Source organism: Bacillus sp. LR--39 (genome assembly GCF_053613335.1).
In genome coordinates, this window is the sequence record NZ_JBSIOT010000002.1 from 343,222 (window position 1) to 366,769 (window position 23,548).

Sequence of the window (23,548 nt, forward strand, 5' to 3'; positions counted from 1 at the left end):
AAGCCGTCAAAACCGAAGAACATGCTTCCGATCAGGCCGGCAACGATTAAAATGAGAGCAATGCTATACCACATTTTTCGATTCAATGGTTTCCCTCCTTACAACGCTGACATTCCATTTGAAATAGCGCAAAAAGATGCGGAATATCAGTTTCGAAAGATCAAATCCGGCCATAAACACCGCCATACCCGCTCCAAGAACCATACATCCGTTAAAAATGGCTGTTACAATCGGCACTTTTACAAGGAGAAAGAATGATCCGGTCATCAGCATCAGGCCGATCGCCATCAAACTTAACACCGCAACAGAGGCAAAAAGAAACGGTGTCAGCATAAACATGAAGTTGAACATGCCCATCCCCAGCATCAGGCCGAATGCTTTGAAAAAGGAGCGCCATGTTTTCTGCTCCTCGGCATCACTGATGAAAATATCCGCTTTTAAGGCGCGCGCAAGTGTTTTGGGGTTTCCTAAATTGCCCGCGATTTGTTCATCGCTTTTTCCTTCAGCGCCGCCCATTTGGAATATTTCGCCGATATCGGCCAGTATCTCTTTTTGCTCACGTTCCGGCAGATCTTTTATTTCCCGCCGGAGATGTTTTAAATATTGGTCTTTACACATTCATTTTCCCTCCTTAATGATGCTGTTCACTTTTTCGGACAGGTCAAGCCATTCCGATTTTAATGTTTGATGATAAAAGGCGCCTTCTTCTGTTACTTTGTAATATTTGCGTGATGGGCCTTGATCGGAAGCTGCTGTATACGTTTTTAGGTAGTTATTTTTTGTGAGTCTTCGTAATATGGGGTAGATGGTGCCCTCCGATACAGGGAACGTTTCACTTATGATCTTGATTAATTCATAACCATATAAATCTTCATAAAGAAGCAGGGACAACACGCAAAGTTCCAACGCTCCTTTTCGTAATTGGCTACTCATTTACTATCATTCCCATCATATCTAATAATTGTATTCTCTATACAGTGTATTGCACAGTAGCTAATCGATCAATAATTCCCAAGAACCATTTCGGATGAGGAATTGAATCTTTATGCTTATGTGCGGGCGGGGACCGAGATGCGCACCCCTTGCGGGAAGAAGGCCTCCTGAACAATGTTTACATTAATATAGATCAGGATGCGCGTCATTGACAAATGGCAAAAACCCCTTTTTCCATGACAAGGAAAGGGGTTTTTCCATTATTCGGCCATTTTTTCTAAATTGCCGTTCCGGTCCATTTTAAAGGACGGAGAGGCATGTTCATCGTCTTCAAATAAAACTAGTTTTCTGGCTCTGTTCATAATTTTCACCAAGGTTTCGTAGTCTTCCTGAATGGTTTTTTGATCTTTTTCAAGCTTTTCGACGGCCGCTTCCAGCTGCTCGGTTTTAGACTGAAGTTCTTGGTTTTCCCGTTTTAAACGGTCATTTTCCATTTGCAGGGCGGAAGTTTGCTTTCCGCTGCCTTCATAGCTCTGCAGAAATTGAATGACATCTGCCATTGTGAGCTCCGCCTTTTGGCTCGGCTGCTGAGGCGCCAGCAAATGTGATAAACTAGCTAACTCTTCCTTGAAGCTTTCATCGACATAAGGCATATGTTCGCCGGACATGACGGCTTGCCGATCCTCTTTTGGCGCTTCCGTTTGAACCGTCTCTTCGGCTGCGGTTTCCTGCATGATATCCGCATCCGGTGCAGGCGGCTGATATAATAGTTTCTTCTTGGCCGGCTGGCCGTTTCCGAGCGCGCGCATCCGCTGTTTCCGCTGTTTTTTGGCGAGCTGAAGCGCTTTTTCGTATTGATGGCGGACGACGGCATTCCATCTGAAACCGCACGCTGCCGACGTTCTGTTTAATTTATCGCCTACCTCTTCAAAGGCGTTCAGCTGCGTGCTTCCTTCCCGAACGTGACGGAGCACGGTTTCCGCAAGCAGCAGGTCGTTTTCCTCCGACCAGGCGTCCTGTCTTTGTTTTGTCAATGTTCTCAACCCCCAATATCTTTGATGGTATTAGAATGTCCAGATTGGAAAATATTTATACAAATTGGCTGAAAGAATGAGAGATACGCAGAGCCTTGCAGGATAAGATGAATCCTTGTACAATGAGATGTGATGTGATTTTTTTCTTTTTTAAAATTAAGATTTAACATAGAGGAACATTGAATGAAGGGAAGCGTACATCATGGCTAATGAATTCCGAGTGTGTGATGATTGCCAGGCCACCAATATTAAGACTTTGCTGCCGCGTTTGAAAGAAGCTGACCCGGATGCAAAAGTGGAGGTCGGATGTCAGTCATATTGCGGGCCCGGACGCAAAAAATCGTTTGCTTTCGTAAACAACCGCCCGCTGTCGGCGCCGACTGAGGACGAGCTGATTGAGAAAGTGAAAAAGAAGATCAAAAAGTAAATGTGTATTTTTACGACAGCCTCGCCCGATGGGTCAGGCTTTTTTGCTTCAAAAAATCAATGTCGGAAAACTGGAACAAAACGCCGGACAAATTCAAGGATGTTTTCAAATTACAGAGCCGATATAATAGAATCACGGCTAAAAAAAAGAGGGAATGACGATGGCGTATCCAAACGGAAAATTATCAGAAGAAAAAGTGTTTAAAGATCCCGTTCACCGCTATGTTCATGTGCGGGACAAGCTGATCTGGGATTTGATCGGCACCCGTGAATTTCAGCGGCTGCGCCGGATCAAACAGCTCGGTACGACGTATTTGACGTTTCACGGCGCGGAACACAGCCGTTTTAACCATTCTCTCGGCGTCTATGAGATTGTCAGACGAATGGTTGATGATGTTTTTAAAGGGCGTCCTGAATGGGATGACAATGAACGCGAACTCTGTCTCAGCGCTGCGCTTTTGCACGATTTGGGACATGGGCCGTTTTCACATTCCTTTGAAAAGGTTTTTCATCTGGATCATGAAGACTTTACGAGGGAAATCATCCTCGGCGATACTGAGGTGAATCAGGTTCTCAGAAAGGCGGGGCCGGGATTCCCGCAGGATGTTGCCGAAGTCATTGCCAAAACATACAAAAACAAGCAGGTGGTCAGCCTGATTTCGAGTCAGATTGACGCCGACCGGATGGATTACCTTCAGCGGGACGCGTACTATACGGGCGTCAGCTACGGACATTTTGATATGGAACGGATTTTAAGGGTGATGCGTCCGCGTGAGGACCAGATCGTCATTAAGCAAAGCGGCATGCACGCCGTGGAAGACTATATTATGAGCCGCTATCAAATGTACTGGCAGGTGTATTTTCATCCCGTGACGAGAAGCGCTGAAGTCATTTTGACGAAAATTCTCCACCGTGCGAAGCAGCTCCATGAAGAAGGGTATATATTCACTCATGCTCCCGTTCATTTTTATTCCATTTTTGAAGGGAAGCTGACGCTTGCGGATTATCTGAAGCTTGATGAAGCCATCATTTTATATTATTTCCAGGCTTGGGAGGAAGAAGAGGACCCGATTCTGTCCGACTTGTGCCGCCGCTTCATTAACCGTCAGCTGTTTCAATATGCCGAATTTAACCCCAATGAGGAAATGTCGGCTTATTTTGAACTGACCGCTCTGTTTAAAGAGGCGGGAATTGATCCCAATTACTATTTAGTGGTCGATTCTTCATCGGATCTGCCGTATGATTTTTACCGGCCGGGTGAAGAGGAGGAGCGTCTGCCGATTCACCTGTTAACGCAGAACGGCCAGATCAAAGAGCTGTCCAGGCAGTCCGCCATTGTCGAATCCATTTCGGGCAAACGCCGGACGGACCATAAGCTCTACTATCCGATGGACCTCATTTGTGACGATTCAGAAAACCCTGAAGCAAAATTGAAAATCCGGCAGCTGCTGGGACTGACATAGAAGGATTTTGGTAAAGAAGGAAAAGGAGATGTCGGGAATTTGTTGAAAGAACATGCAAAACTGATGAAGGTGTTCTCGGATTCTGGAGAAATCATCGGGCGGAAAAAGCTGCAGAAAATCATTTATATCGCGAAGAAAATGCAGTATCCTTTCTACGAAAAATATGATTTTCATTTTTACGGCCCGTATTCCGAAGAACTGACGCTTCGAATTGAAGAGCTGTGCAATCTTGGGTTTCTGGATGAGGTGAAGGAAAAAAAGGGCGGCTACTTTCAATACCGGTACTCGCTGACGGAGACGGGAGCCGAGTTTTTACATCATGCGGAGCTTACGATGCCGGATATGAAGAAGTACATCGACAGCGTCAACAGCCGCTCATCGCGGTTTCTGGAGCTGGTGTCTACGATTTTGTATTTTGACGGCCTTGAAGCTGAGGAAAAGAAAGAGAAAGTGTTTACGATAAAAAGCAAACAGAAATATACAGATGAAGAATATGATGAGGCGCTTCACTACATAGAAGAGCTGAAACACATTTGTTAAAGGCGATGGCTTTCGTCTTTTTTGATGAAAAAACCAGGCCGCGATAAAGCGGGCCTGGTTTTGTTTATTGTCTCAATTTGCTGTGCTTGTACGAATATAAAAAGTAAACGATGACGCCGATGATCAGCCAGACAGCAAAATAAAGCCACGTTTTCAGCGGCAGATTGACCATTAAAAACAAACAGCAGATAATGGCCAAAATCGGCAGTACTGGTACAAAAGGCACTTTAAATCCCCGCGGCAGATCCTTATGGGTGCGGCGCAGAATCAGCACGGACAGACTGACCATGGCAAATGTCAATAGCGCGCCGATGTTTGAGAGATCTGACAGCTCTTTCAGATCAACAAAACCCGCGATGCAGGCGCTGATCAGTCCGATCAGCCACGTATTAAAGATCGGAGCTCCCGATTTCTTTCCGACAATGGTAAAGACTTTCGGCAGCATTCCGTCTCTTGCCATCGCAAAAGATATACGGGTCGCCGCATATGTATGGGCGAGAACGACGGCCATCAGTCCGATCACCGCACCGGCAGCGATAACGCCCGCCACCGCGTTTTGTCCTACAGTCTGTAACACATAAGACATGGCTTCCGGCACATTAAGCTGTGAATACGGAACCATACCCGTCATGACGAGACAGACGATGACGTATACAAATGTACAGATCACCAGTGAACCGATAATACCGATCGGCAGGTTGCGCTGCGGTTTTTTGACTTCTTCAGCCGAAGCGGAAATCGCGTCAAATCCGAGAAACGCAAAAAAGACGGCAGAAGCCCCCGTAATGACGCCTTTGATTCCAAAAGGCATAAAAGGATGCCAATTGCCCGGCTTTACAAAAAAGCTTCCTGTGATGATAAACAGCAAAACAATTCCGATTTTTACGAGAACCATTATATTATTAAAGGTTTTGCTCTCTTTGGAGCCGCGTGACAGAACGACGGCAATTAATAGAGTAATGATGATGGCAGGAAGGTTGACGATGCCCCCCTGGCTCGGCACGTGCAGCAGACTGTCCGGCAAAGGCATGCCGATTTCGGCTAACAGATTATTAAAATAACTTGACCAGCCGCTTGCCACCGCCGACGCCGTCACCATATAAACGGATAAGAGCGTCCAGCCCATTAAATGGCCGACAATTTCTCCCATGGTGGTATAAGAGTAAATATAGGCGCTTCCGTAAACCGGGAGAACAGAAGCGATTTCGGCGTAACATAATGCTGCAAGGCTGCAGACAACGGCTGCAATGATAAAAGAAAAGATTACGGAAGGCCCGGCATTTTTCGCGGCCGTAATGCCTGTAAGAACCATGACGCCCGTCCCGATGACGGCGCCGATGCCCAGTAAAGTTAAATCAAATCCACCCATCGTTTTGGCAGTCTGCCTGTTTCTGCTTTGTTCAAGCAGCTGGGTGATGTCTTTTTTTTGTAGGATATTCCGCAACACGCATCCCTCCATCCAAAAGCAAAAGCCAAGAGGGGCTCTTTGGCTTTTACCCGTGTCACATCTTCTGTGTAATCGACAATCCTGTGTTCTGTTTCCCCGTCTGTTCCGTTTCTTTTCCAGTCATATTGTCTGCCGCATCCGATCAGATTATCCTTTCCGTCAAACGCAGTCACCCTTAATGATTTTACCTGAATCATGTCTATAAAACCAGCATTGCATAAAAGGGATAGGTGAAAAAGTAGGAGATAATAGTCTGTATAGAGCAGGATAAAAGTTGCGGGCTTTCCGGCCGAAATTTTGACTTTCCCCGCGAGGTATCAGTAAAATGTAATAAAAAACAATCAAATGATGATGGATGCATCTTGAAATGGGGAGTTTCTGCATGGAGCATGATATATTGCAAGCAAATGTACTGGATTACGCGCTCACGAAATATTTAAAGAGCACTAAAAAGCTTGATGAGGCGACAATTCCGAAGAGTATAAACAATATCAGAGGATTTATTCTCAGGATTATTTACCGGCACGGCACGTGCACGATTAAAGATATATTGCAGGAAGTCACATTATCGCCTTCGGCCACGACAACCGCTCTGAATCATTTAGAAAAAGAGGGTTTCGTGGAAAGGTCGAGAAATAACGAAGACCGGCGCACGGTATGGATGACGCTTTCCGAATCGGGGAAAATGGCGGCCATGCAAATGATTGAAAACCGGCAGATGCTCATTGACGAGCTGTTTGAAGCATTGACAGAGGAAGAAAAGAACACCTTTTTCAGCCTCGTTGAAAAAGTAATGAAATAAGCCGGCCTGACATAGCAGCGCCGGCCGTTATCAAGGATTACTCCGTATCGCTGATCCGTTTGCCGGCGACGGCGTAATGATCCTTTCTCATTTCTTCAATCATGACAATGATCTTTTCTTCGGCTGCGCCTGTCGTTTCTTTTACGGCTTCTGTCACTTTTTCAACCAGATTCCGTTTTTGTTCATCTGTGCGGCCTTCAAGCATTTTAACGGTTACGAGCGGCATGGTGCTGATCCTCCTTTATCGTTTCCTCTCTTTGGAAGAGAGGTCACTTATAGTATACTGAATGAAGGACAATCTTGCATTTTTTAAAAAAGGGGATTTTTACATTTGGACAGATTTTTATATTATCCGCTGGAGCTTATGCCCTATGTCGTGATTACGCTGATCGTGGCATTTACGATGCATGAACTGGCGCACGCGTATGTCGCGTATCGGTTCGGAGACGATACCGCGGCGAGACAGGGCAGATTAACGCTCAATCCGATTAAACATCTTGATGTTTTCGGAACGATTCTAATTTTGGTCGCGGGTTTCGGCTGGGCCCGTCCGGTGCCGGTGAACCGCCGCGCCTTTAAAAGACCGCGGCTGGCGGGAGTGCTGGTTTCCGTCGCCGGGCCTGTAAGCAACCTGCTTCTTGCCTTTATCGGTTTCTTTTTGCTAGTGTTGATGCATGCTTACGGAATGGAGCTGCTTTCTGCATTCAGCATGGGGCTTGACCGCTTTTTCTCTATTTGGATTCAGCTGAATCTCGCGCTGTGTTTATTCAACCTGCTGCCGCTTCCTCCGCTTGACGGCTACCGGATTATTGAGGATCTCGTGCCGCCGCGGGTGCGCGCCAAAATGACTCAGTTTGAGAGCTACGGGATTATCGTGTTTCTCGTGCTGTTTGTGACACCGGTCGGCTCCTATGTCGTGTGGCCGCTGTTAAGCGAGGGGAGAGACTGGATTCTCAAGGTATTTGCCATTATATTTCAACCGCTTTTGTAGGAGGGTATTTTCATGGAAGAAAAAAAGAAGAAAACAATCGGATTTAATATTATTAAAAGTGATCCGACCGACGGACATGGCGGTTTTGGCGCCGGGGCGCTGAGCCTTGACAATATTTCTCCGGTATTTGTCGATGTGGAAGAGAAGGAAGCCTTCGTTGACATCGGCGCAATGCATGCCCGCAGTGTCGTTGAAAAAGGCATCAAATTCCTGCCGAACAAAGATGAAGTGCCGAACGGAAAACCGTACTGGCTCGTGTGGGTCACCATCGACAGAAAAGAAGAAGGCCCTTATTACGCGGGTGTGACGGCTTGTGAAATGACCGTGGACAGAAGTATCCGCAGAGGCTATAAGTCATTGCCGGAGCATGTGAATTTAATGGATAAATCAATGAAGCGCTGCATTATCGTGGACAAAATGGACGCCAGCTCAAAGCAGGTGCTTGCTGAATTTCTGCAGAAGCATGACCAAGGGCTCTGGGAACGTTCATCCGATGAATTGAAAACAGGTCTGCTTCCGAAAGAAAAATAATTTGTGAACTTTTTGTGAACTTTATAAATATTTGCACTATTTTGCAATTGTACTGAGTAAACTGTTGATACAGAATCAGGACATGGAAAGTCCCGAGCCGAACCAAGACTCGGGGTTTTTCATGTTTACGCGGAGGTTTCATCATGTTCACCGTCTTTGAAATCGGGCCTTGGGTCATTGAAGCAGATGCGGCGGAAACGAGAAAACAATACGAAAACTCATGGCCTGATCCTTGCGCGATTGCGGGAGCTGCCGGAACTTTTCCGAGGCGGTGAATCTCCTTTCCGCCGAGAAAACAAGGCTGTTTACGCAGTTTGGGATTCGTCCGGCTGTCTGTCACGACTTGGGGGAGCATGGAAAGGAAAACGGCCTGCATCATTATGCGGGCAGCTATCCGATTGTCGGCAGGTTTAGGGAAGGCTGGCCGAAGTTTCATATCGAGAGGGCGGGAGATATCCGCTTTTCGTTTTCATTGCCGAGTACAACATTTTTTATACCGAAGGGTTTTCCTGACCCTATTATCCATCTCGACTTTTCTCTTTTGCTCCCATGGGTGCTTGAGGAAGACGCGGATTAAAGCCCGGCGCGCAATGCACCGGGCTCAGTCTTTTTTGCCGAGCCACTTATCCCACCATTTTTTGCGCGGAGCTTCTTTGCGGGCGGGGGCGTGTTTCTTTTCTTTTTTAGACGGTTCCGCTCCGTAGCACACATCCGCGGGCTCAGTGCCTGCGATGAAATACGTATAATGCTTTGCGGCGCAGCCGGGTCCCGAAGTGTAGCCGGAAGCGGGATCGATATAGACGCCCGTGACGCCCTTCGGCGGTTTAAGCGCTATTTCCGGTTCTCCTTCGAGCGCCTTCTCCATAAAGTCCGCCCAAATCGTCTTCGCATAGCTTTTTTCTTCTACTGAATCAATCGTGCTGCTTTTGTCATAGCCTGTCCATACACCGGCGGCAAGAGCCGGGTTAAAGCCGATCATCCAGCTGTCTGCGCTGGTCGTGCCTGATTTACCGCCATAGGTTCGGGTCAGCCGGTCAGAAATGGTGCGTCCCGTGACGGAAGTATAGCCGTTTAAATCCTGATCAAACATGCCCGTCATCATGCTCGCCGTCACAAAAGCGGCTTTTTTATCAAGCGTCTGCTGATGTCCGCGCGGCTGTTCATACAAGACGTTGCCGGCGGTATCCGTCACTTTTGTGATAAAGGAAGGGGTGATTTGTTTTCCCCCGTTTGCGAGCATCGCGTAGGCATTAACCATCTCAATCGGGCGCACGGGTTCAGTTCCTAGCGCCAGAGACGGAAGGGGCTTTAAATGTTCGCTGATGCCGAATTCCTTTGCCGCCGACACGAGCTTATTCATGCCGAGAAAGAGATGGGTCTTCACGGCATAAATGTTGTCTGACAACGCAAGCGCCTGAAGCAGCGTAATCGGTTTATTGGCGTAGTAGCCGTTGTAATTGCTTGGAGAATAAGTATCTCCGTTGTCGTCAATCTGGAACTCTGTGGCTTCGCTTTTCATCAGCGTGACCGGTGTAAAGCCGCTTTGAATCGCTTTGTAGTACAAAAGCGGCTTGATCGTGGAAGCCGGCTGCCGTTTCGCCTGTGTCGCCCGGTCAAACGGGCTTTTTTCGTAGTCACGTCCGCCGAGAAGCGCAAGCACGCGCCCTGTTGCCGGATCAATCGCGGAAAAGCCGACCTGAATGTCAGAGCCGGTACGGATCGTATGTGCCACAGTGTTTTCCGCAATCCGCTGCATGCGCTTATCAAGCGTCGTATAAACACGCAATCCGCTCGTTGCGAGCTGTTCGCGCGTCATGCCGAGCTTTTTCTCGAGTTCTTTCATCGCATCATCGTAAAAATAAGGCGCCGTTTTCGCTGCGGTTCTGTTTTTCAGCGGCTGATAGGCAAGCGGCATTTTCTTAAGCCTTTCTGCCTTCGTTTTTGAGATCATTTTCTGTTCAGTCATCAGTCGGAGAATGGTTTCCTGGCGCTGTTTGGCCTTCTTTTCGCTGACATATGGCGAATAGCCGGACGGGCCTTTCGGTATGCCCGCCAGAAGCACGGCTTCCGCATCGTTCAGATCTTTGGCGTGTTTGCCGAAATACAGGCGCGAGGCGGCTTCAATTCCATATGCGCCGTGGCCGTAATATATCGTATTTACATAACCTTCTAAAATCTCGTTTTTAGAATAGTTCTGTTCAAGGCGGATCGTGTAAAATGCTTCGTTCCATTTTCGTTTCCATGTCTTATCATGCTCAAGGTAGAGATTTCTCGCGTATTGCTGGGTGATGGTGCTTGCGCCCTGAACCTTGGCCATTGCCTTTATGTCAGCCAGCGCGGCGGCGGCCATCCGCCGGTAATCAAAACCGTGGTGATTGTAAAAGTTTTGATCCTCCACCGCAATCGCGGCCTGCACCGCTATCGGATTGATATCTTTTAACCGGACCCAGTAGCGCTTTTCCCCGAAATCGGTCTCACCTAGCTTTGAGCCGTCATTTGCATAAAGAATCGTAGACTGAGGGACCCGGACGGAGGGGGCCCCCTGCCATTTCGCTGCAAGAAGAACGGATGTGAAGCAGACGCCGGCCAGCATCCCGCCGATCAGTGTCAGAAAGATGCAGGCGCGGATGATTTTGAACGTGATTCTGAGCTGTTTTCCAGATACTTTATCCACTTTTGGGAACCCCCTTTTTCATGATTCTATTATTATGTGAAAAAAGGGGGTTTTTTAAACATATCAAACCGGACACTTCTTTACTTTTTCCCCTCCATCCTCTATACTTTTTCCTTAGGTGAAAATGAGATTTTAACCGGAATAAAAGCGATACAGACGCTTACAATAAATGAAATAAGCCTTGAAAGGGAGATGACAATTGAGCGAGCTTTGGTATACGGAGAAGCAGACGAAGAATTTCGGCATTACATTAAAGGTGAAACAAACATTACATACGGAACAGACGGAATTTCAGCATCTGGAAATGGTGGAGACAGAAGAATTCGGCAACATGCTGTTCTTAGACGGAATGGTCATGACTTCTGAAAAAGACGAATTCGTCTATCATGAAATGGTTGCGCACGTCCCGTTATTTACGCACCCGAATCCGGAAAACGTCCTCGTTGTCGGCGGCGGAGACGGCGGTGTCATCAGAGAGATTCTGAAGCACCCAAGCGTAAAAAAAGCGACGCTTGTCGACATTGACGGCAAGGTTATTGAATACTCTAAAAAATTCCTTCCGTCCATTGCGGGCAAGCTTGATGATCCGCGCGTCGACGTGAGAGTCGATGACGGTTTCATGCACATCGCGAAATCAGAGAATGAGTATGACGTCATCATGGTTGATTCAACAGAACCGGTCGGACCGGCCGTCAATCTGTTCTCAAAAGGCTTCTATGCCGGAATTTCCAAGGCGTTAAAAGAAGACGGCATCTTCGTCGCGCAGACGGACAACCCGTGGTTTACACCGGAACTGATTACAAACGTACAGCGTGATGTGAAAGAAATCTTCCCGATCACCCGTCTGTATACGGCTAATATCCCGACGTACCCGAGCGGCCTGTGGACATTTACGATCGGTTCTAAAAAGTACGATCCGCTTGAAGTGGAGGACAGCCGTTTCTTTGACATCGATACGAAATATTATACGAAAGAGCTTCACAAAGCGGCATTTGTTCTTCCGAAATTTGTGAGCGATTTAATCAAATAAAAACGTACGGCGCAGGAGCGAATCTTGCGCTTTTTTACAGGAAAGCGAGGGTTTTATCATGAGGTTTGATGAAGCATATTCAGGAAAAGTATTTATCTCAAGCCGCCCCGACTGGAAAGAGGCGGACGCCATCCTTTACGGCATGCCGATGGATTGGACGGTCAGCTACCGTCCGGGTTCGCGGTTTGGCCCGGGGAGAATCCGCGAGGTGTCTATCGGTCTTGAAGAATACAGCCCGTATCTCGACCGTGACTTGGCTGATTTGAATTTCTTTGACGCCGGCGACATTCCGCTTCCGTTCGGCAATCCGCAAAGAAGCCTTGATATGATTGAAGAATACGTGGACGGCATTTTAGAAAAAGGAAAGTTCCCGCTCGGCATGGGAGGGGAGCACCTTGTATCATGGCCTGTCATAAAAGCCATGTATAAGAAGTTTCCGGACCTTGCCATCATTCATTTTGACGCGCACACCGACCTGCGCACGGATTATGAAGGCGAACCGCTTTCCCATTCTACTCCGATCCGCAAAGCGGCCGAGCTCATCGGGCCGCAAAACGTATTTTCATTCGGCATCCGTTCCGGAATGAAGGAAGAATTTGAATGGGCGAAAGAAAACGGCATGCACATTTCTAAATTTGAAGTGCTTGAGCCGCTGAAAAAAGTGCTGCCGCAGCTTGCGGGACGCCCTGTTTATGTCACCATCGATATCGACGTGCTTGACCCCGCTCATGCGCCGGGCACGGGCACGGTTGACGCAGGAGGCATCACGTCTAAAGAATTGCTCGCGTCCATCCATGAAATCGCGCGCTCAGAAGTCAACGTAAAAGGCGCTGACCTCGTAGAAGTCGCGCCGGTCTATGACCACTCAGAACAAACCGCAAACACGGCAAGCAAGATGATTCGTGAAATGCTGCTTGGGTTTGTGAAATAGAAAGAAGAAAACCCGGAATAACAGGGCAGAAGCAGCCTTTGTTCCGGGTTTTTTGTAATAGGAATTAAAACACTCGAGGGGATTGTACCCGTAAACCTAAAATGAAATCTTTCATCATAAATTTAGATCATGGCGCGTTCAGACACATAATAATGAGGAGTTAAGCTATTCATTATCCCTGCTGATACTAATATCGTACTCACAGCAAAACAGACTATAAGTAATTTATACTTCAATTTCATATAAATTCACTCCTCCTTCGATCTGCTGTCTGGCTTCTTCAACCTTTAAAAAGTAGACAGAAGCTTTTTTATATTCTTCTTGTGTGTAATAATATTTAGCTACATCAAGGGCTAATTCCTCAATATCAGCATACATCAATTTATTTTCAAGAAAATGCAGACAATCGTTTATTAATGTATCTCTTGGATCCGGCATATACAAGTATTCTAAAAATTTAAATTTTTCCTCGTAAATTATATCATCTATTTCCTTACATATTGAGATACCTTTTTTATGATAATCGTACGCGTTATCTATATTTTTTAACTTAAAATAAATCTGTGTAAGTAAGAAGTAGGGCTGCGGAAGTGAATGACTCATTTGAGCTTTTTCAAAAACAGCTATGGCTTCTTTTAAATGGGGAATAGCCTCGACTTTATTGTTTTGATTATTATGGCATAAAGCGATGTTAAAAAGTGTCCTCCCCATTAATTGCGGCTGCTGCTCCAATTCAGCCATCGTATATGCCTTTTGAAAGTGGGAAATCGCGTGATCGTATTGCTTTACATCAAGATAATTAGCCCCAAATAAAGAATGGCACTGGGTTAATCTAATATTATATTTTTCTGCATCTTTATAAATTAAATAAGCCTGCCGCGCATAATCCATCGATACATAAGTTTGTTTCATATAATAATAGACTTCTGACATTTTAAAGTAAAATTCAGCTTTTTCTATATGATCTTTAACGTACGTCAGTTTGCTTTCAGCTTTCTTAAAAAACTGAATCGCTGAAAGATATTCACGGCATTCCAGCTCATACATCCCCCGGAAAAAATTAAAATAATAATCAAGACGTCCGGTCAGCCGGGCCTGCTTTTTATCAATATCCGCGAGCAGATCCGATAGTCTCGGCTGTTCTTCTATCCGCTGCGATTCCAGCGGTTCGAGGTATTCGAGCATCAGATTGTGACGGAATTCCATGAGAGAATAGTATAGATGAAGATCCTGATCATCTTCCAGACCTGCAAGTTCTTCTTTGATTTCTCTCCGCAAGTACTCGGCGTCCGGGATGCTGAACCTTCGAATGTACATATACCATTCGTTGATTTTTTCTCCAACCGCTGAAGATGATAAAACACTCGCCACTATTCCCAATCCCTCCCTTCCACGTTATGTATATGACATATTTTATCATTTTCATTCGGAAGGATAGCGCAAAAATACCGCAATGTTTTCTTTCGTTAAAACCGCATGTCTGCGGATATCATTTCAAAAATCCACTATTATCCCCACAATTTGTACAAGCAAACAAATACACCTTCCCATATTCTGTTGTATCTGCGTGAGCAGTGTATGTCTGAAAAGGAAGTGAAGATATGAGAAATAACAAGCTTTCCTTTAAAGAAAAAGCAGGAGCCGCACAAGAAGAATGTTTATGTTTTTGCGAGGAAGAAGCAAGCCGTGAAGCGATGTTTCAAGCGCCGATTGAATTGCCTGAGGGATTTGTTGTTGATCCGGCTGAAGCTGTTGCAAACGTGACGTGGAATGCAGACAGCCTTTCTTGTGTCATTGAACGCTGTTTCATTGAGACGGGGCCAGAGCCTGATGAAACCGGTGTTCAATTCGCAGTGCGCCTGCAGGGAACTGTTACGCTTCTCGTCAGTGTCTCACCAGTGCGAAATCAATATGGACAAGGGAACGGGTCTGTTTCTGTCATCCGCAATGCAGAGATTGACCAAGTCGTCTATTATTCTGATGAACCAAATGATTGCCCGGATGTCAGTGACATTACGATCGAGAACCTTGTTGTCGTTCCGCCATTCTATGGCAGTCCTTTATCGGTGACGGGCACGATTGTGTTTGTTCCTGAGCCGGAACCCGTTTATGCGTTTACAGCGAATCCAAATGATCAATCAGTTTCTGTGATTGATACAAACACTCATACTGTTGTGACAACGATTGCTCTACCGTACCGGCCGACAGGTATTGAAATAACTCCGGATAAAAGCGCTGTGTTTGTTTTGCACTTCAACAATAATGTGATTTCTGTCATCGATTATGACACTTTAACAGTGACAGCATCCATACTGCTGGATCAGCCGCCTGGATCGATAAAATGTATCCCAAATCATGAGTTTGCTTATGTTCTCGGCGATACTGCGATTTATGTGATTGGAATTGATACGTTAACTGTGGATAGGTCGATTCCTGTGGAAGGATTTGATTTTGCAATTGATCCCAATGGGTTATTCGCCTATGTTCTTGATTTTGGTTTAGTGCAAAAAGCGGACCTATTCACCGGTGAAGTCACAGGAACGATTGAACGAGAGCTTATCGTATCATCTATAGAAACAAATTGGCCGGAGCGGTATGCGTATGTCTTAGAACAAGAATTCTTATTCAATTATTTGACGGTTATTGACTTAAATACGTTTACGATCAGCATTACCCAAGAGCTGGAGCCTGATGGCCAATATGTAATGTTTACGAGTGGATCAGAGGTGTATTTATATGACAGCTTCACTGGCAATTTATATGCTGTCAGTCCGAATGGTGCAGGCGTTATAGGTAATGTTCCGCAATCGGCAAGAGACTTTGCGTTTACTCCGAATGGCGAATTTCTGTATGCTGCTCATTTTTTAGAGCAGAACATCACTGTTTACAACACGGATGATTATTCTGTGGAAACTGTGATATCTCTTGGGGTTTCACCGGGAGCTATTGTGATTTAACCAACTGCATGCTGTACATTTCTAAAAGGACGTGAATTGATGAAAAAGAATGATCTGTCTGCTTTACAGGAAAATTGTTTCTGTTTTTGTGATGAGGAAATTAGCAGAGAAGCGCCGTTTCAAGTGCCGATTGACATTCCCGAGGGGTTCACCATTGATTCTGCCGAAGCAGCTGCGACGGTTACATGGAGTACTGCTCATTTATTATGTATCAGTGAGCCTTGCTTAATCCAGACTGGGCCGGAACCAGAAGATATCGGTGTTCGATATGCCGTGAGAGTTAAAGGGACCGTTACGCTTCTTGTCAGTGTGTCGCCTGTACGAAATCAATATGGACAAGGGGACGGGTCTGTTTCTGTGATTCATACTGAAGAGATTGATCAAGTTGTTTATTATGCAGCGCAGTCTGGCCGCTGTCCTGATTTCAGTCAAATAACAGTGGAAGATCTTCTCATTGTACCGCCTTTCTACGGCAGTCCGCTTACGGTGACCGGGACACTTGTTTTACCGCCATCGAGAGACCCTCAATCGTATGTGTTTACAGCCAATTCAGGAGACAGCACGGTTTCGGTTATTGATTCAGATTTAAACACTGTTGTAAAAACAATCCATTTTTCTGACGTGCCAACTAATCTAGGCGTTACTTTCGATAAAGCTTTCACGTATGTCCTCCATGGGAATACCAACCTTGTCTCAGTGCTAGATAATAAAACTTTAACCATCATAAATACCATCACTGTTGGAGGAGGGCCGAGAAAGGTTGAATTTGATTCAACAGATGAGTTCGCGTACGTGATGGCCGCCGGATCTATATATATGATCAACATGGCCTCTCAATCGGTCATTGATGTCATTCCGATACCCGGCGCTTTAGACTTTGCTCTTGATCCTAATGGACAGTATGTCTATACCGCTAATGGAAGCAGTTGGTCGGTTGATAAATATGATGTAAATACTGGGCAGTTGGTAGAAAGTATCATAGATACATTTGAATTTCCCAGTTTAATTGCCACTCCTTACGCTGGAAATTTTGCGTATGTGTTGAATGGTGAGCTGCTGCCGAAAGGTGTAACGGAGATCAGTTTGTCACCATTAAGCAGGGGAGGCGACTTCAACCGTTTATTTGAAACTCTGAGGACGATTGTATTTTCTCGCGATAGCACTAGGGCTTATTTTCTAGAGCCATATAGTGAACCGTTTCTCATTAATAACTTATACGTAGTTAATACGGCTGGACAGAGGATCATTGCAAACGTGTCTCTGCCCGGCGCCTTTGACCTCGCCGTAACACCTGATAATCAGTACATTTATGCAGCACAGCCCGACGACAATACCGTAACCGTATACCGCACGAGTGATTATACAGCCATGACGGTGATTCCGGTTGGGGCTGGTCCGTCAGCGATTGCGATGTAGCTTATTTCACAGGTTGAGAGAAGCAGAGCTGCGATAAAAAAATCGTTTATAAATAAATGAGCCGATCTGCTGGATGGCAGCCAGGATGATTAAAAACAGCAGTTCACTTATGGTGAAACTGAGCATCCACCAAACCCCGGCTCCTGTCAGCGCTCCCGCAAGCCCTTTTTTGAACAGGCTGCCATGCTGGAAAAGCTGCAGCAAGTACGTCCGCATAAAATACAATAAATACAAAATCAGTAACACCGTGAGTCCCATTGATACGGCAAGGGGCGTGTGAAAGCGGAAAGGGACGGCTTTGACGATTTCGAACACGCAGCCGAATATGATGACTTGGCATAATACAGCAGCCATCACGTGTGTTTGGCGGACGTTTTTATAGCTGTCACGCAGCGCTTTGACATCGTTGGCATTTCTGCTGCACAATCTATGCTGCTGGAAGTCGCAGCAGCTTCGATGAGACTGTTTGGGTTTCTGAAAAGCTGCTGTCATGTTTTTCACGGATTGGGTGACATAGTGATATGATTTTCTCTTCTCATAAGGAACTGCTTTTTATGAGGTTTATCTTCAAATCTAATGAGCAATGATGGTAAGATAGAAGCAGTTGAAGTTTACAAACTGAAGGATTATACTATTCAAGTCAAAGCGGAATGATGAAAAGGACGTGTCAAAATGAAACAAGAGACACCGATAACACTCCATGTGAAGTCTGTGATCGAGGATGACGGAAATGAGGAAGTCATCGAATTCCGTACTACCGGATTTTACTATGTAAAACAACAAAAAGTGTATCTATCTTATTATGAAGAACACGACCTGGGCAAAGTAAAAACGATTGTGAAGGTGAGCGAAGGCGAAGTCCTGATCATGAGGTCAGGCGCTGTTAAAATGAATCAGCGTTTCATAACGGGAGCTTCCACAATTGCGAAATATAAAATGTCATTTGGTGAGCTTGAGCTGCAAACAAGCACAAAATCGATTCAATCTGATCTCGGTGAAGAAAAAGGCCGAATCAGCATCGCATATGACATGCATGTCGGAGACGAGCAGCAGCATTTACATAATATGACGATCACGTATGAGGGAGGAACTCACGCATGAACATTGCGGAACAAATGAAGGACGTGCTGAAGGAAGAGATCAAAGCGGCCGTTCTGAAAGCGGGCCTGGCGGACGAAAGCCAGATTCCAAGCGTACTGTTAGAAACGCCGAAAGAAAAAACACACGGTGATTATTCCACAAATATGGCGATGCAGCTGGCGAGAATCGCAAAAAAAGCGCCGCGTCAAATCGCTGAGGAGATCGTGGCGTCATTTGATAAAGGCAAAGCTTCCATTGAAAAGATGGATATTGCGGGACCCGGCTTTATCAACTTTTACATGAACAACAGCTACTTAACAAAACTGATTCCGTCCGTGCTTGAAGCGGGTGAACATTACGGAGAGACAAACATCGGACAAGGCGAAAAGATTCAGGTCGAATTCGTATCGGCCAACCCGACGGGAGATCTTCACTTAGGCCATGCGCGCGGCGCGGCGGTAGGTGACGCGCTGTGCAGCGTGCTTTCTAAAGCGGGCTATGATGTGAGCCGCGAATACTATATTAATGATGCGGGCAACCAGATTAACAACCTGGCGCTTTCCGTTGAAGTCCGTTATTTTGAAGCGCTCGGTCTCGAGAAACCGATGCCGGAAGACGGCTACCGCGGCGAGGATATTATCGCCATCGGGAAAAAGCTTGCCGAAGATTTCGGCGACCGTTTCGTACATGAAGAGGAGAGCGAACGTCAGGCGTTTTTCCGTGAATACGGCTTAAAGTACGAGCTTGATAAACTTCGCTCCGACCTGGAAAATTTCCGCGTGCCGTTTGACGTATGGTATTCTGAAACGTCACTGTACGAAAACGGAAAAATTGATCAGGCGCTCGAGGCGCTTCGCGAAAAGGGCCATGTATACGAAGAGGACGGCGCGACATGGTTCCGTTCCACAACGTTCGGCGACGATAAAGACCGTGTGCTGATCAAAAAAGACGGCTCATACACTTATTTGCTGCCGGATATCGCATACCATAAAGACAAACTTGACCGCGGATTCGACAAGCTCATCAATGTATGGGGCGCGGATCACCACGGGTATATTCCGCGTATGAAAGCGGCAATTGAAGCGCTCGGTTACAAGAAAGGCACATTGGAAGTTGAGATCATTCAGCTCGTTCATTTATACAAAAACGGCGAAAAAATGAAGATGAGCAAACGTACGGGGAAAGCCGTAACGATGCGCGACCTGATTGAAGAGGTCGGCCTTGACGCGGTCCGTTATTTCTTCGCGATGCGCAGTGCTGATACGCACATGGATTTTGACTTGGATCTTGCCGTATCCACATCTAACGAAAACCCTGTGTATTATGCGCAATACGCACATGCACGTATTTGCAGCATGCTTCGCCAAGGGGAGGAGCAGGGACTTAAACCGGCGGCAGATCTTGATTTCAGCCATATTCAATCAGAAAAAGAATATGACCTGCTGAAAACGATCGGCGGCTTCCCTGAGGCAGTGGCAGAAGCGGCGGAAAAACGCATTCCTCACCGTGTCACAAACTATATTTATGATCTGGCTTCCGCTCTGCACAGCTTCTACAATGCGGAGAAAGTCATCGATCCGGAAAATAAAGAGAAGAGCCGCGCGCGTCTCGCTTTAATGAAGGCGACGCAAATTACGCTGAACAATGCGCTTCAGCTGATCGGCGTATCCGCTCCGGAAAAAATGTAATGATGATCAAAGGACAAAGTCTTCGGGCTTTGTTCTTTTTTTGTATATAAAGCGTGTGATGTAATTCACAATCCCGCACACTGAGTTTTTGTATGATAAGACTGATATTGAATCAGTGAAAGGGGCAAGCCGAATGATCAATCGTCAACATATTCAATTATCGTTGCAGTCATTAAGCTTAGTGGCAGGGTTTATGGTGTGGGTGCTGATTTCATCGCTCATTTCTCAAATGACATCAGATATTCATTTAAGCAAAGGCGAGATTTCATTGGTGACGGCGATTCCCGTTATTCTCGGATCGCTTCTCCGTATTCCTTTAGGATATTTAACGAACAGATATGGCGCGCGGCTGATGTTTATGATCAGCTTCATCCTGCTTTTGTTTCCTGTATTTTGGATCAGTATCGCGGATTCTTTATTTGATTTAATCGCGGGCGGCTTTTTCTTAGGGATCGGGGGAGCGGTATTCTCCATCGGAGTGACGTCCCTCCCGAAATATTATCCGAAAGAAAAGCACGGTGTCGTCAATGGGATTTACGGTGCCGGAAACATCGGAACTGCCGTTACTACCTTTGCGGCGCCGGTTATCGCTCAAGCCGCGGGATGGAAAGCAACCGTGCAGATGTATCTTGTTTTGCTGGCTGTTTTCGCATTACTGCACGTTTTGTTCGGCGACCGGCATGAGAAGAAAGTCAAAGTTTCCATAAAGACACAAATGAAAGCCGTTTACCGAAATCATGTGCTGTGGATGTTGAGCCTGTTTTATTTTATTACGTTCGGCGCCTTTGTCGCCTTTACCATCTATCTTCCGAATTTTTTGGTTGAGCATTTTGGGCTGAGCCCTGCGGACGCCGGTCTGCGGACGGCCGGCTTTATTGCGGTCTCTACACTGCTCAGGCCTGTGGGAGGGTTTCTTGCAGATAAACTGAGCCCGCTCCGTATTCTGATGTTCGTTTTCGCAGGGCTTACGCTGTCAGGCGTCATGCTGTCATTCTCCCCGACGATCGGTCTTTATGCGTTTGGATCGCTGACGGTGGCAGTCTGCTCAGGGATTGGAAACGGGACTGTATTTAAACTGGTGCCTTTCTACTTTTCGAAGCAAGCGGGGATTGCCAACGGTATTGTGTCAGCTATGGGCGGACTGGGCGGTTTTTTCCCTCCGCTGATTCTGGCAAGTGTATTTCAGGCAACAGGCCAATACGCGATCGGGTTTATGGCGCTTTCAGAGGTCGCGTTAGCCAGCTTTGTCCTTGTGATCTGGATGTATTGGCAGGAAAAAATGAAAACACATACGGAGAGAAACAGTCAGAGCCTCAATTCATAATGATCCATTCACAAGATTGTTAGTTTTTTCTGGGTGAGTGCAAATCAAGTCACGTTACAATATACATACGCAACGTGACTTTCTTCGAGGTGAGCTCATGAATATTCTCTCTGTCCGAAAATCTGATAAAGAACTTCTTTCCCGCGAACTGCATGAATTGCTGGAATCGATCAGTACGAAAAGGAAAATGAAAAAACACACGTATTTGTTTCAAGAAGGAATGGATGCAAAAGAGCTTTATCTGATTCAATCAGGACTCATTGAAATCGGCAAGCTGACGTCTGACGGAAAAGATCTGACGCTTAGAATCTGCCAAAAAAACGATATTGTCGGGGAATTGACGCTATTCACAGATGAGCCGAGATATATGCTCAGTGCGAAAGTGTTAGAGGATGGCGAGGTGCTCGTCATTAATAAAAACAAGCTGGAAAAGGAATTGATCCAAAACGGTGTTTTGACGTTTGAATTTATGAAATGGATGAGCACCCATCTTCGAAAAATCCAGTCCAAGATCAGGGACCTGCTTCTTCACGGCAAAAAGGGGGCGCTCTATTCCACCCTTATCCGCTTATCAAACAGCTACGGGGTGGATCGAAGCGACGGGATTCTGATTAACATTGTGCTGACAAATCAGGATTTGGCTAAGTTTTGCGCGGCGGCAAGGGAGAGCGTCAACCGCATGCTGGGAGACCTCCGCAAACAAGGGGTTATTTCGATAGACGAAACCGGAAAAATTATTTTGCACAAGCGGGACTATTTACGGTGTGAGATCGAGTGTGAAAATTGTCCGCTTGAGATCTGCAATATTGACTGAAAAAAACAAGGACAGCGGTGTCCTTGTTTTTTTACCTTGTGATAAACAGGCACATGACGGCAAGAAAGAAGCCGGCATTTACGATTTCCAGAATGCCGATCGTTTTCACCGGCCAGTCTCTTCCGTGAAAAAACCAGGCCCGCAGACTGCTTGGGATAAAAGCGAGAAACGCCCAGCCTGCCCCGAGAAGAGCCGATAAAAAGGGGAGCAAGAGGTGATATCCCCACGACCAGTATGCAAAGGTTCTGTTTTTTCTCTCCCGGATGACCGATTTCACATAAAAAGAACTCCCGACAAAAAATAAAGCGGATTGCAAGAATAGAAACCAGGCCCAGCCGTCAAGGGTTCCCGTTCCCAGCCAGCAGCTCGCAAGCCCGCCTGAACAAAAGAACAGAACACCTGCAATATCATTCGTGAGCGCCCGTTCGTTTTTTCGGCGGGCATAATGCGTATGTATGAGAAACAGCGGCAATAAAAAAACGCCGATCCAGACGAGCTGCGGCTTATGAAAGACAGAAATGATCAAAAAGCAGCAGGCCGGAAAACCGTAATACCATATCCACTTTTGATAGAGCTGAAGCTGTTTCTTTTTCAAAGCGAGCGAAACGGGATAAACCGTTAAGAAAGGAACAGCCAGCCCAAAAAGAGCGGAATATGCCAGAAAACCGGGCCTCCCTTGACCATGCCGAGTAAAAATGGAATCAGCAGCATCGCCCATGCGCCGTGCTGCTTCGGAATCATCGCCTTCATCGAAACCCTCCTTTTTATTTCATTATAAGTGCAAACACTCTCCTGATAAGTGACTTTTATCATACAAGCTGTGAAATACATCACTGCCGTGCAGGCTCAATCGGGCTACACTAAAGCTATCCTTAGCACAGGAGGCTTTCCTATGAATCAGTGTGACTATTTATTATTTCTGAAACAACTTCCTATGTTTAATGAAGTGCCTCTGTCCATTGTCGAAACCTTGCTGAAAAACGGGACGTTTATCCGCGGCTCATCTGACCAATCTCCATCCTTTCTTCATTCACAATCCGTTTATATTGTATTAAAAGGCAATATCCGTTTTACGGACAGCAGGCTCCCTGAAGGATCGCAAACCGTTGCGCTGTGGGAAAAAGGCGATGTGTTTCCGATTGATGAAAAAGGCGGGCTCTCTTTATCGCCTTTTATCTCAGTCAATGCCTCACCGGATATTCTGGTACTCCATATTCCATATTCCGTAATTAAGCAAATGATGTCTTACCATCCGCGGCTGCAAATGAACTTTTTGGCGATGCTTCAGCAAAATGTCTTCTGTTCCTATCAATTGTTTTTGCGGTACCTGCATACATCACGGGATGAAAACGCCGAACCCGGTTCTTAAACAGAACCGGTTTTTTTGATGACGCCGGGCGTCCCCATATCGTTTGAAAATCCTTCCTGCTGCTTTGTGTGAACGTTTTGTGAAAAAAGCAGAGTGTG

The 23,548-nt window shown here is 46.1% G+C and carries 23 protein-coding genes and 3 pseudogenes; 16 read left to right on the forward strand and 10 right to left on the reverse strand.

From position 1 onward, the window contains the following. Nucleotides 1–63: 63 nt before the first annotated feature. The 3 genes from ACWHAR_RS11445 to ACWHAR_RS11455 form a co-directional block, all read right to left on the reverse strand. Nucleotides 64–618 carry an HAAS signaling domain-containing protein gene (locus ACWHAR_RS11445; RefSeq protein ID WP_032875875.1) on the reverse strand — a complete coding sequence of 185 codons (555 nt, stop codon included), beginning with the start codon at nucleotides 616–618 and terminating at the stop codon, nucleotides 64–66. Then, complete coding sequence (locus ACWHAR_RS11450) at nucleotides 619–933, reverse strand: PadR family transcriptional regulator (protein ID WP_007614461.1); 315 nt, start codon at nucleotides 931–933, stop codon at nucleotides 619–621. 260 nt (nucleotides 934–1,193) lie between these two features. Then, nucleotides 1,194–1,967, reverse strand: a complete 774-nt coding sequence (locus tag ACWHAR_RS11455; RefSeq protein WP_012118695.1) for an RsfA family transcriptional regulator — start codon at nucleotides 1,965–1,967, stop codon at nucleotides 1,194–1,196. 202 nt (nucleotides 1,968–2,169) lie between these two features. Here ACWHAR_RS11455 and ACWHAR_RS11460 point away from each other — a divergent pair, with 202 nt between their 5' ends. From ACWHAR_RS11460 to ACWHAR_RS11470, 3 genes are all read left to right on the forward strand, one after another. Next, entirely contained in the window at nucleotides 2,170–2,394 is a 225-nt protein-coding gene (locus ACWHAR_RS11460) for a DUF1450 domain-containing protein (RefSeq protein WP_003151034.1), read from the forward strand. Nucleotides 2,395–2,554: 160 nt separating this feature from the next. After that, nucleotides 2,555–3,856: an HD domain-containing protein gene (locus tag ACWHAR_RS11465; RefSeq protein ID WP_032875878.1), complete on the forward strand. Its 1,302-nt coding sequence runs from the start codon at nucleotides 2,555–2,557 to the stop codon at nucleotides 3,854–3,856. Nucleotides 3,857–3,895: 39 nt separating this feature from the next. Beyond that, the gene (locus ACWHAR_RS11470; protein WP_007407653.1) at nucleotides 3,896–4,396 is read left to right on the forward strand and encodes a YwgA family protein; all 501 of its coding nucleotides are present in this window, start codon (nucleotides 3,896–3,898) and stop codon (nucleotides 4,394–4,396) included. A gap of 64 nt (nucleotides 4,397–4,460) precedes the next feature. On the opposite strand, the gene ACWHAR_RS11475 is transcribed toward ACWHAR_RS11470, so the two are convergent. Beyond that, nucleotides 4,461–5,840 (reverse strand): amino acid permease, encoded by a 1,380-nt coding sequence (locus ACWHAR_RS11475; RefSeq protein WP_032864567.1) that lies wholly within the window; start codon nucleotides 5,838–5,840, stop codon nucleotides 4,461–4,463. A 385-nt stretch (nucleotides 5,841–6,225) separates the two neighbouring features. On the opposite strand from ACWHAR_RS11475, the gene ACWHAR_RS11480 reads away from it, so the two are divergent. After that, nucleotides 6,226–6,645, forward strand: a complete 420-nt coding sequence (locus ACWHAR_RS11480; RefSeq protein WP_007407650.1) for a MarR family winged helix-turn-helix transcriptional regulator — start codon at nucleotides 6,226–6,228, stop codon at nucleotides 6,643–6,645. 37 nt (nucleotides 6,646–6,682) lie between these two features. On the opposite strand, the gene ACWHAR_RS11485 is transcribed toward ACWHAR_RS11480, so the two are convergent. Further along, nucleotides 6,683–6,871: a 2-hydroxymuconate tautomerase gene (locus ACWHAR_RS11485; protein ID WP_003151042.1), complete on the reverse strand. Its 189-nt coding sequence runs from the start codon at nucleotides 6,869–6,871 to the stop codon at nucleotides 6,683–6,685. 105 nt (nucleotides 6,872–6,976) lie between these two features. On the opposite strand from ACWHAR_RS11485, the gene ACWHAR_RS11490 reads away from it, so the two are divergent. The 3 genes and pseudogenes from ACWHAR_RS11490 to ACWHAR_RS11500 all read left to right on the forward strand — a co-directional run bounded on the left by ACWHAR_RS11490 (nucleotide 6,977) and on the right by ACWHAR_RS11500 (nucleotide 8,744). Next, on the forward strand, nucleotides 6,977–7,636 hold the full coding sequence (locus ACWHAR_RS11490; RefSeq protein WP_003151043.1) for a site-2 protease family protein: 660 nt from the start codon (nucleotides 6,977–6,979) through the stop codon (nucleotides 7,634–7,636). Between the two features lie 12 nt (nucleotides 7,637–7,648). Beyond that, the gene (locus ACWHAR_RS11495; RefSeq protein WP_007614452.1) at nucleotides 7,649–8,167 is read left to right on the forward strand and encodes a YwhD family protein; all 519 of its coding nucleotides are present in this window, start codon (nucleotides 7,649–7,651) and stop codon (nucleotides 8,165–8,167) included. Nucleotides 8,168–8,310: 143 nt separating this feature from the next. Next, nucleotides 8,311–8,744: pseudogene (locus ACWHAR_RS11500) on the forward strand (hypothetical protein). Between the two features lie 24 nt (nucleotides 8,745–8,768). Here ACWHAR_RS11500 and ACWHAR_RS11505 read toward each other — a convergent pair. Beyond that, the gene (locus tag ACWHAR_RS11505; protein WP_032875881.1) at nucleotides 8,769–10,841 is read right to left on the reverse strand and encodes a transglycosylase domain-containing protein; all 2,073 of its coding nucleotides are present in this window, start codon (nucleotides 10,839–10,841) and stop codon (nucleotides 8,769–8,771) included. A gap of 199 nt (nucleotides 10,842–11,040) precedes the next feature. Between ACWHAR_RS11505 and speE the strand changes: the two genes are divergently transcribed. Next, entirely contained in the window at nucleotides 11,041–11,871 is an 831-nt protein-coding gene (gene speE, locus ACWHAR_RS11510) for a spermidine synthase (protein WP_003151052.1), read from the forward strand. A 58-nt stretch (nucleotides 11,872–11,929) separates the two neighbouring features. Beyond that, a complete protein-coding gene (gene speB / locus ACWHAR_RS11515) occupies nucleotides 11,930–12,802 on the forward strand; it encodes an agmatinase (protein ID WP_032875884.1) in 873 nt (290 codons plus the stop codon). A 122-nt stretch (nucleotides 12,803–12,924) separates the two neighbouring features. On the opposite strand, the gene ACWHAR_RS11520 is transcribed toward speB, so the two are convergent. Then, nucleotides 12,925–13,044: a PhrC/PhrF family phosphatase-inhibitory pheromone gene (locus ACWHAR_RS11520; protein ID WP_017418707.1), complete on the reverse strand. Its 120-nt coding sequence runs from the start codon at nucleotides 13,042–13,044 to the stop codon at nucleotides 12,925–12,927. Then, nucleotides 13,028–14,173 carry a Rap family tetratricopeptide repeat protein gene (locus ACWHAR_RS11525; RefSeq protein ID WP_074534220.1) on the reverse strand — a complete coding sequence of 382 codons (1,146 nt, stop codon included), beginning with the start codon at nucleotides 14,171–14,173 and terminating at the stop codon, nucleotides 13,028–13,030. Before ACWHAR_RS11525 ends, ACWHAR_RS11520 begins: the two co-directional genes overlap by 17 nt. A gap of 230 nt (nucleotides 14,174–14,403) precedes the next feature. Between ACWHAR_RS11525 and ACWHAR_RS11530 the strand changes: the two genes are divergently transcribed. Further along, complete coding sequence (locus tag ACWHAR_RS11530; RefSeq protein WP_032875887.1) at nucleotides 14,404–15,759, forward strand: YncE family protein; 1,356 nt, start codon at nucleotides 14,404–14,406, stop codon at nucleotides 15,757–15,759. Nucleotides 15,760–15,798: 39 nt separating this feature from the next. After that, complete coding sequence (locus ACWHAR_RS11535; protein ID WP_032875890.1) at nucleotides 15,799–17,175, forward strand: YncE family protein; 1,377 nt, start codon at nucleotides 15,799–15,801, stop codon at nucleotides 17,173–17,175. A 6-nt stretch (nucleotides 17,176–17,181) separates the two neighbouring features. Here the strand turns inward: ACWHAR_RS11535 and ACWHAR_RS11540 are convergent. Continuing rightward, nucleotides 17,182–17,694 (reverse strand): annotated as a pseudogene (locus tag ACWHAR_RS11540) (bacteriocin biosynthesis protein AlbG); the annotation flags it as partial. A 153-nt stretch (nucleotides 17,695–17,847) separates the two neighbouring features. Here ACWHAR_RS11540 and ACWHAR_RS11545 point away from each other — a divergent pair. From ACWHAR_RS11545 to ACWHAR_RS11560, 4 genes are all read left to right on the forward strand, one after another. Beyond that, nucleotides 17,848–18,276 carry a DUF1934 domain-containing protein gene (locus tag ACWHAR_RS11545; RefSeq protein ID WP_032869448.1) on the forward strand — a complete coding sequence of 143 codons (429 nt, stop codon included), beginning with the start codon at nucleotides 17,848–17,850 and terminating at the stop codon, nucleotides 18,274–18,276. Further along, nucleotides 18,273–19,943, forward strand: a complete 1,671-nt coding sequence (gene argS, locus ACWHAR_RS11550) for an arginine--tRNA ligase (RefSeq protein WP_007407633.1) — start codon at nucleotides 18,273–18,275, stop codon at nucleotides 19,941–19,943. Before ACWHAR_RS11545 ends, argS begins: the two co-directional genes overlap by 4 nt. A 133-nt stretch (nucleotides 19,944–20,076) precedes the next feature. Further along, the gene (gene narK, locus ACWHAR_RS11555) at nucleotides 20,077–21,267 is read left to right on the forward strand and encodes a nitrate transporter NarK (protein WP_032875893.1); all 1,191 of its coding nucleotides are present in this window, start codon (nucleotides 20,077–20,079) and stop codon (nucleotides 21,265–21,267) included. 97 nt (nucleotides 21,268–21,364) lie between these two features. After that, nucleotides 21,365–22,081, forward strand: coding sequence for a Crp/Fnr family transcriptional regulator (locus tag ACWHAR_RS11560; RefSeq protein WP_032875896.1), 717 nt, complete (start codon nucleotides 21,365–21,367; stop codon nucleotides 22,079–22,081). A 31-nt stretch (nucleotides 22,082–22,112) separates the two neighbouring features. Here ACWHAR_RS11560 and ACWHAR_RS11565 read toward each other — a convergent pair. Continuing rightward, nucleotides 22,113–22,831 (reverse strand): annotated as a pseudogene (locus ACWHAR_RS11565) (YwiC-like family protein). A gap of 142 nt (nucleotides 22,832–22,973) precedes the next feature. On the opposite strand from ACWHAR_RS11565, the gene ACWHAR_RS11570 reads away from it, so the two are divergent. Next, nucleotides 22,974–23,450 (forward strand): cyclic nucleotide-binding domain-containing protein, encoded by a 477-nt coding sequence (locus ACWHAR_RS11570; protein WP_032875899.1) that lies wholly within the window; start codon nucleotides 22,974–22,976, stop codon nucleotides 23,448–23,450. The last annotated feature ends 98 nt before the right edge of the window (nucleotides 23,451–23,548 follow it).

Bases quoted from the DNA above. Each gene is read 5' to 3' on its own strand.
- ACWHAR_RS11480 (WP_007407650.1), top strand. From the start codon at position 6,226: ATGGAGCATGATATATTGCAAGCAAATGTACTGGATTACGCGCTCACG.
- speB (WP_032875884.1), top strand. From the start codon at position 11,930: ATGAGGTTTGATGAAGCATATTCAGGAAAAGTATTTATCTCAAGCCGC.
- narK (WP_032875893.1), top strand. From the start codon at position 20,077: ATGATCAATCGTCAACATATTCAATTATCGTTGCAGTCATTAAGCTTA.
- ACWHAR_RS11530 (WP_032875887.1), top strand. From the start codon at position 14,404: ATGAGAAATAACAAGCTTTCCTTTAAAGAAAAAGCAGGAGCCGCACAA.
- ACWHAR_RS11485 (WP_003151042.1), bottom strand. From the start codon at position 6,871: ATGCCGCTCGTAACCGTTAAAATGCTTGAAGGCCGCACAGATGAACAA.
- ACWHAR_RS11545 (WP_032869448.1), top strand. From the start codon at position 17,848: ATGAAACAAGAGACACCGATAACACTCCATGTGAAGTCTGTGATCGAG.
- ACWHAR_RS11570 (WP_032875899.1), top strand. From the start codon at position 22,974: ATGAATCAGTGTGACTATTTATTATTTCTGAAACAACTTCCTATGTTT.
- ACWHAR_RS11535 (WP_032875890.1), top strand. From the start codon at position 15,799: ATGAAAAAGAATGATCTGTCTGCTTTACAGGAAAATTGTTTCTGTTTT.
- ACWHAR_RS11445 (WP_032875875.1), bottom strand. From the start codon at position 618: ATGTGTAAAGACCAATATTTAAAACATCTCCGGCGGGAAATAAAAGAT.
- argS (WP_007407633.1), top strand. From the start codon at position 18,273: ATGAACATTGCGGAACAAATGAAGGACGTGCTGAAGGAAGAGATCAAA.
- ACWHAR_RS11450 (WP_007614461.1), bottom strand. From the start codon at position 933: ATGAGTAGCCAATTACGAAAAGGAGCGTTGGAACTTTGCGTGTTGTCC.
- ACWHAR_RS11520 (WP_017418707.1), bottom strand. From the start codon at position 13,044: ATGAAATTGAAGTATAAATTACTTATAGTCTGTTTTGCTGTGAGTACG.
- ACWHAR_RS11465 (WP_032875878.1), top strand. From the start codon at position 2,555: ATGGCGTATCCAAACGGAAAATTATCAGAAGAAAAAGTGTTTAAAGAT.
- ACWHAR_RS11495 (WP_007614452.1), top strand. From the start codon at position 7,649: ATGGAAGAAAAAAAGAAGAAAACAATCGGATTTAATATTATTAAAAGT.
- ACWHAR_RS11560 (WP_032875896.1), top strand. From the start codon at position 21,365: ATGAATATTCTCTCTGTCCGAAAATCTGATAAAGAACTTCTTTCCCGC.
- ACWHAR_RS11460 (WP_003151034.1), top strand. From the start codon at position 2,170: ATGGCTAATGAATTCCGAGTGTGTGATGATTGCCAGGCCACCAATATT.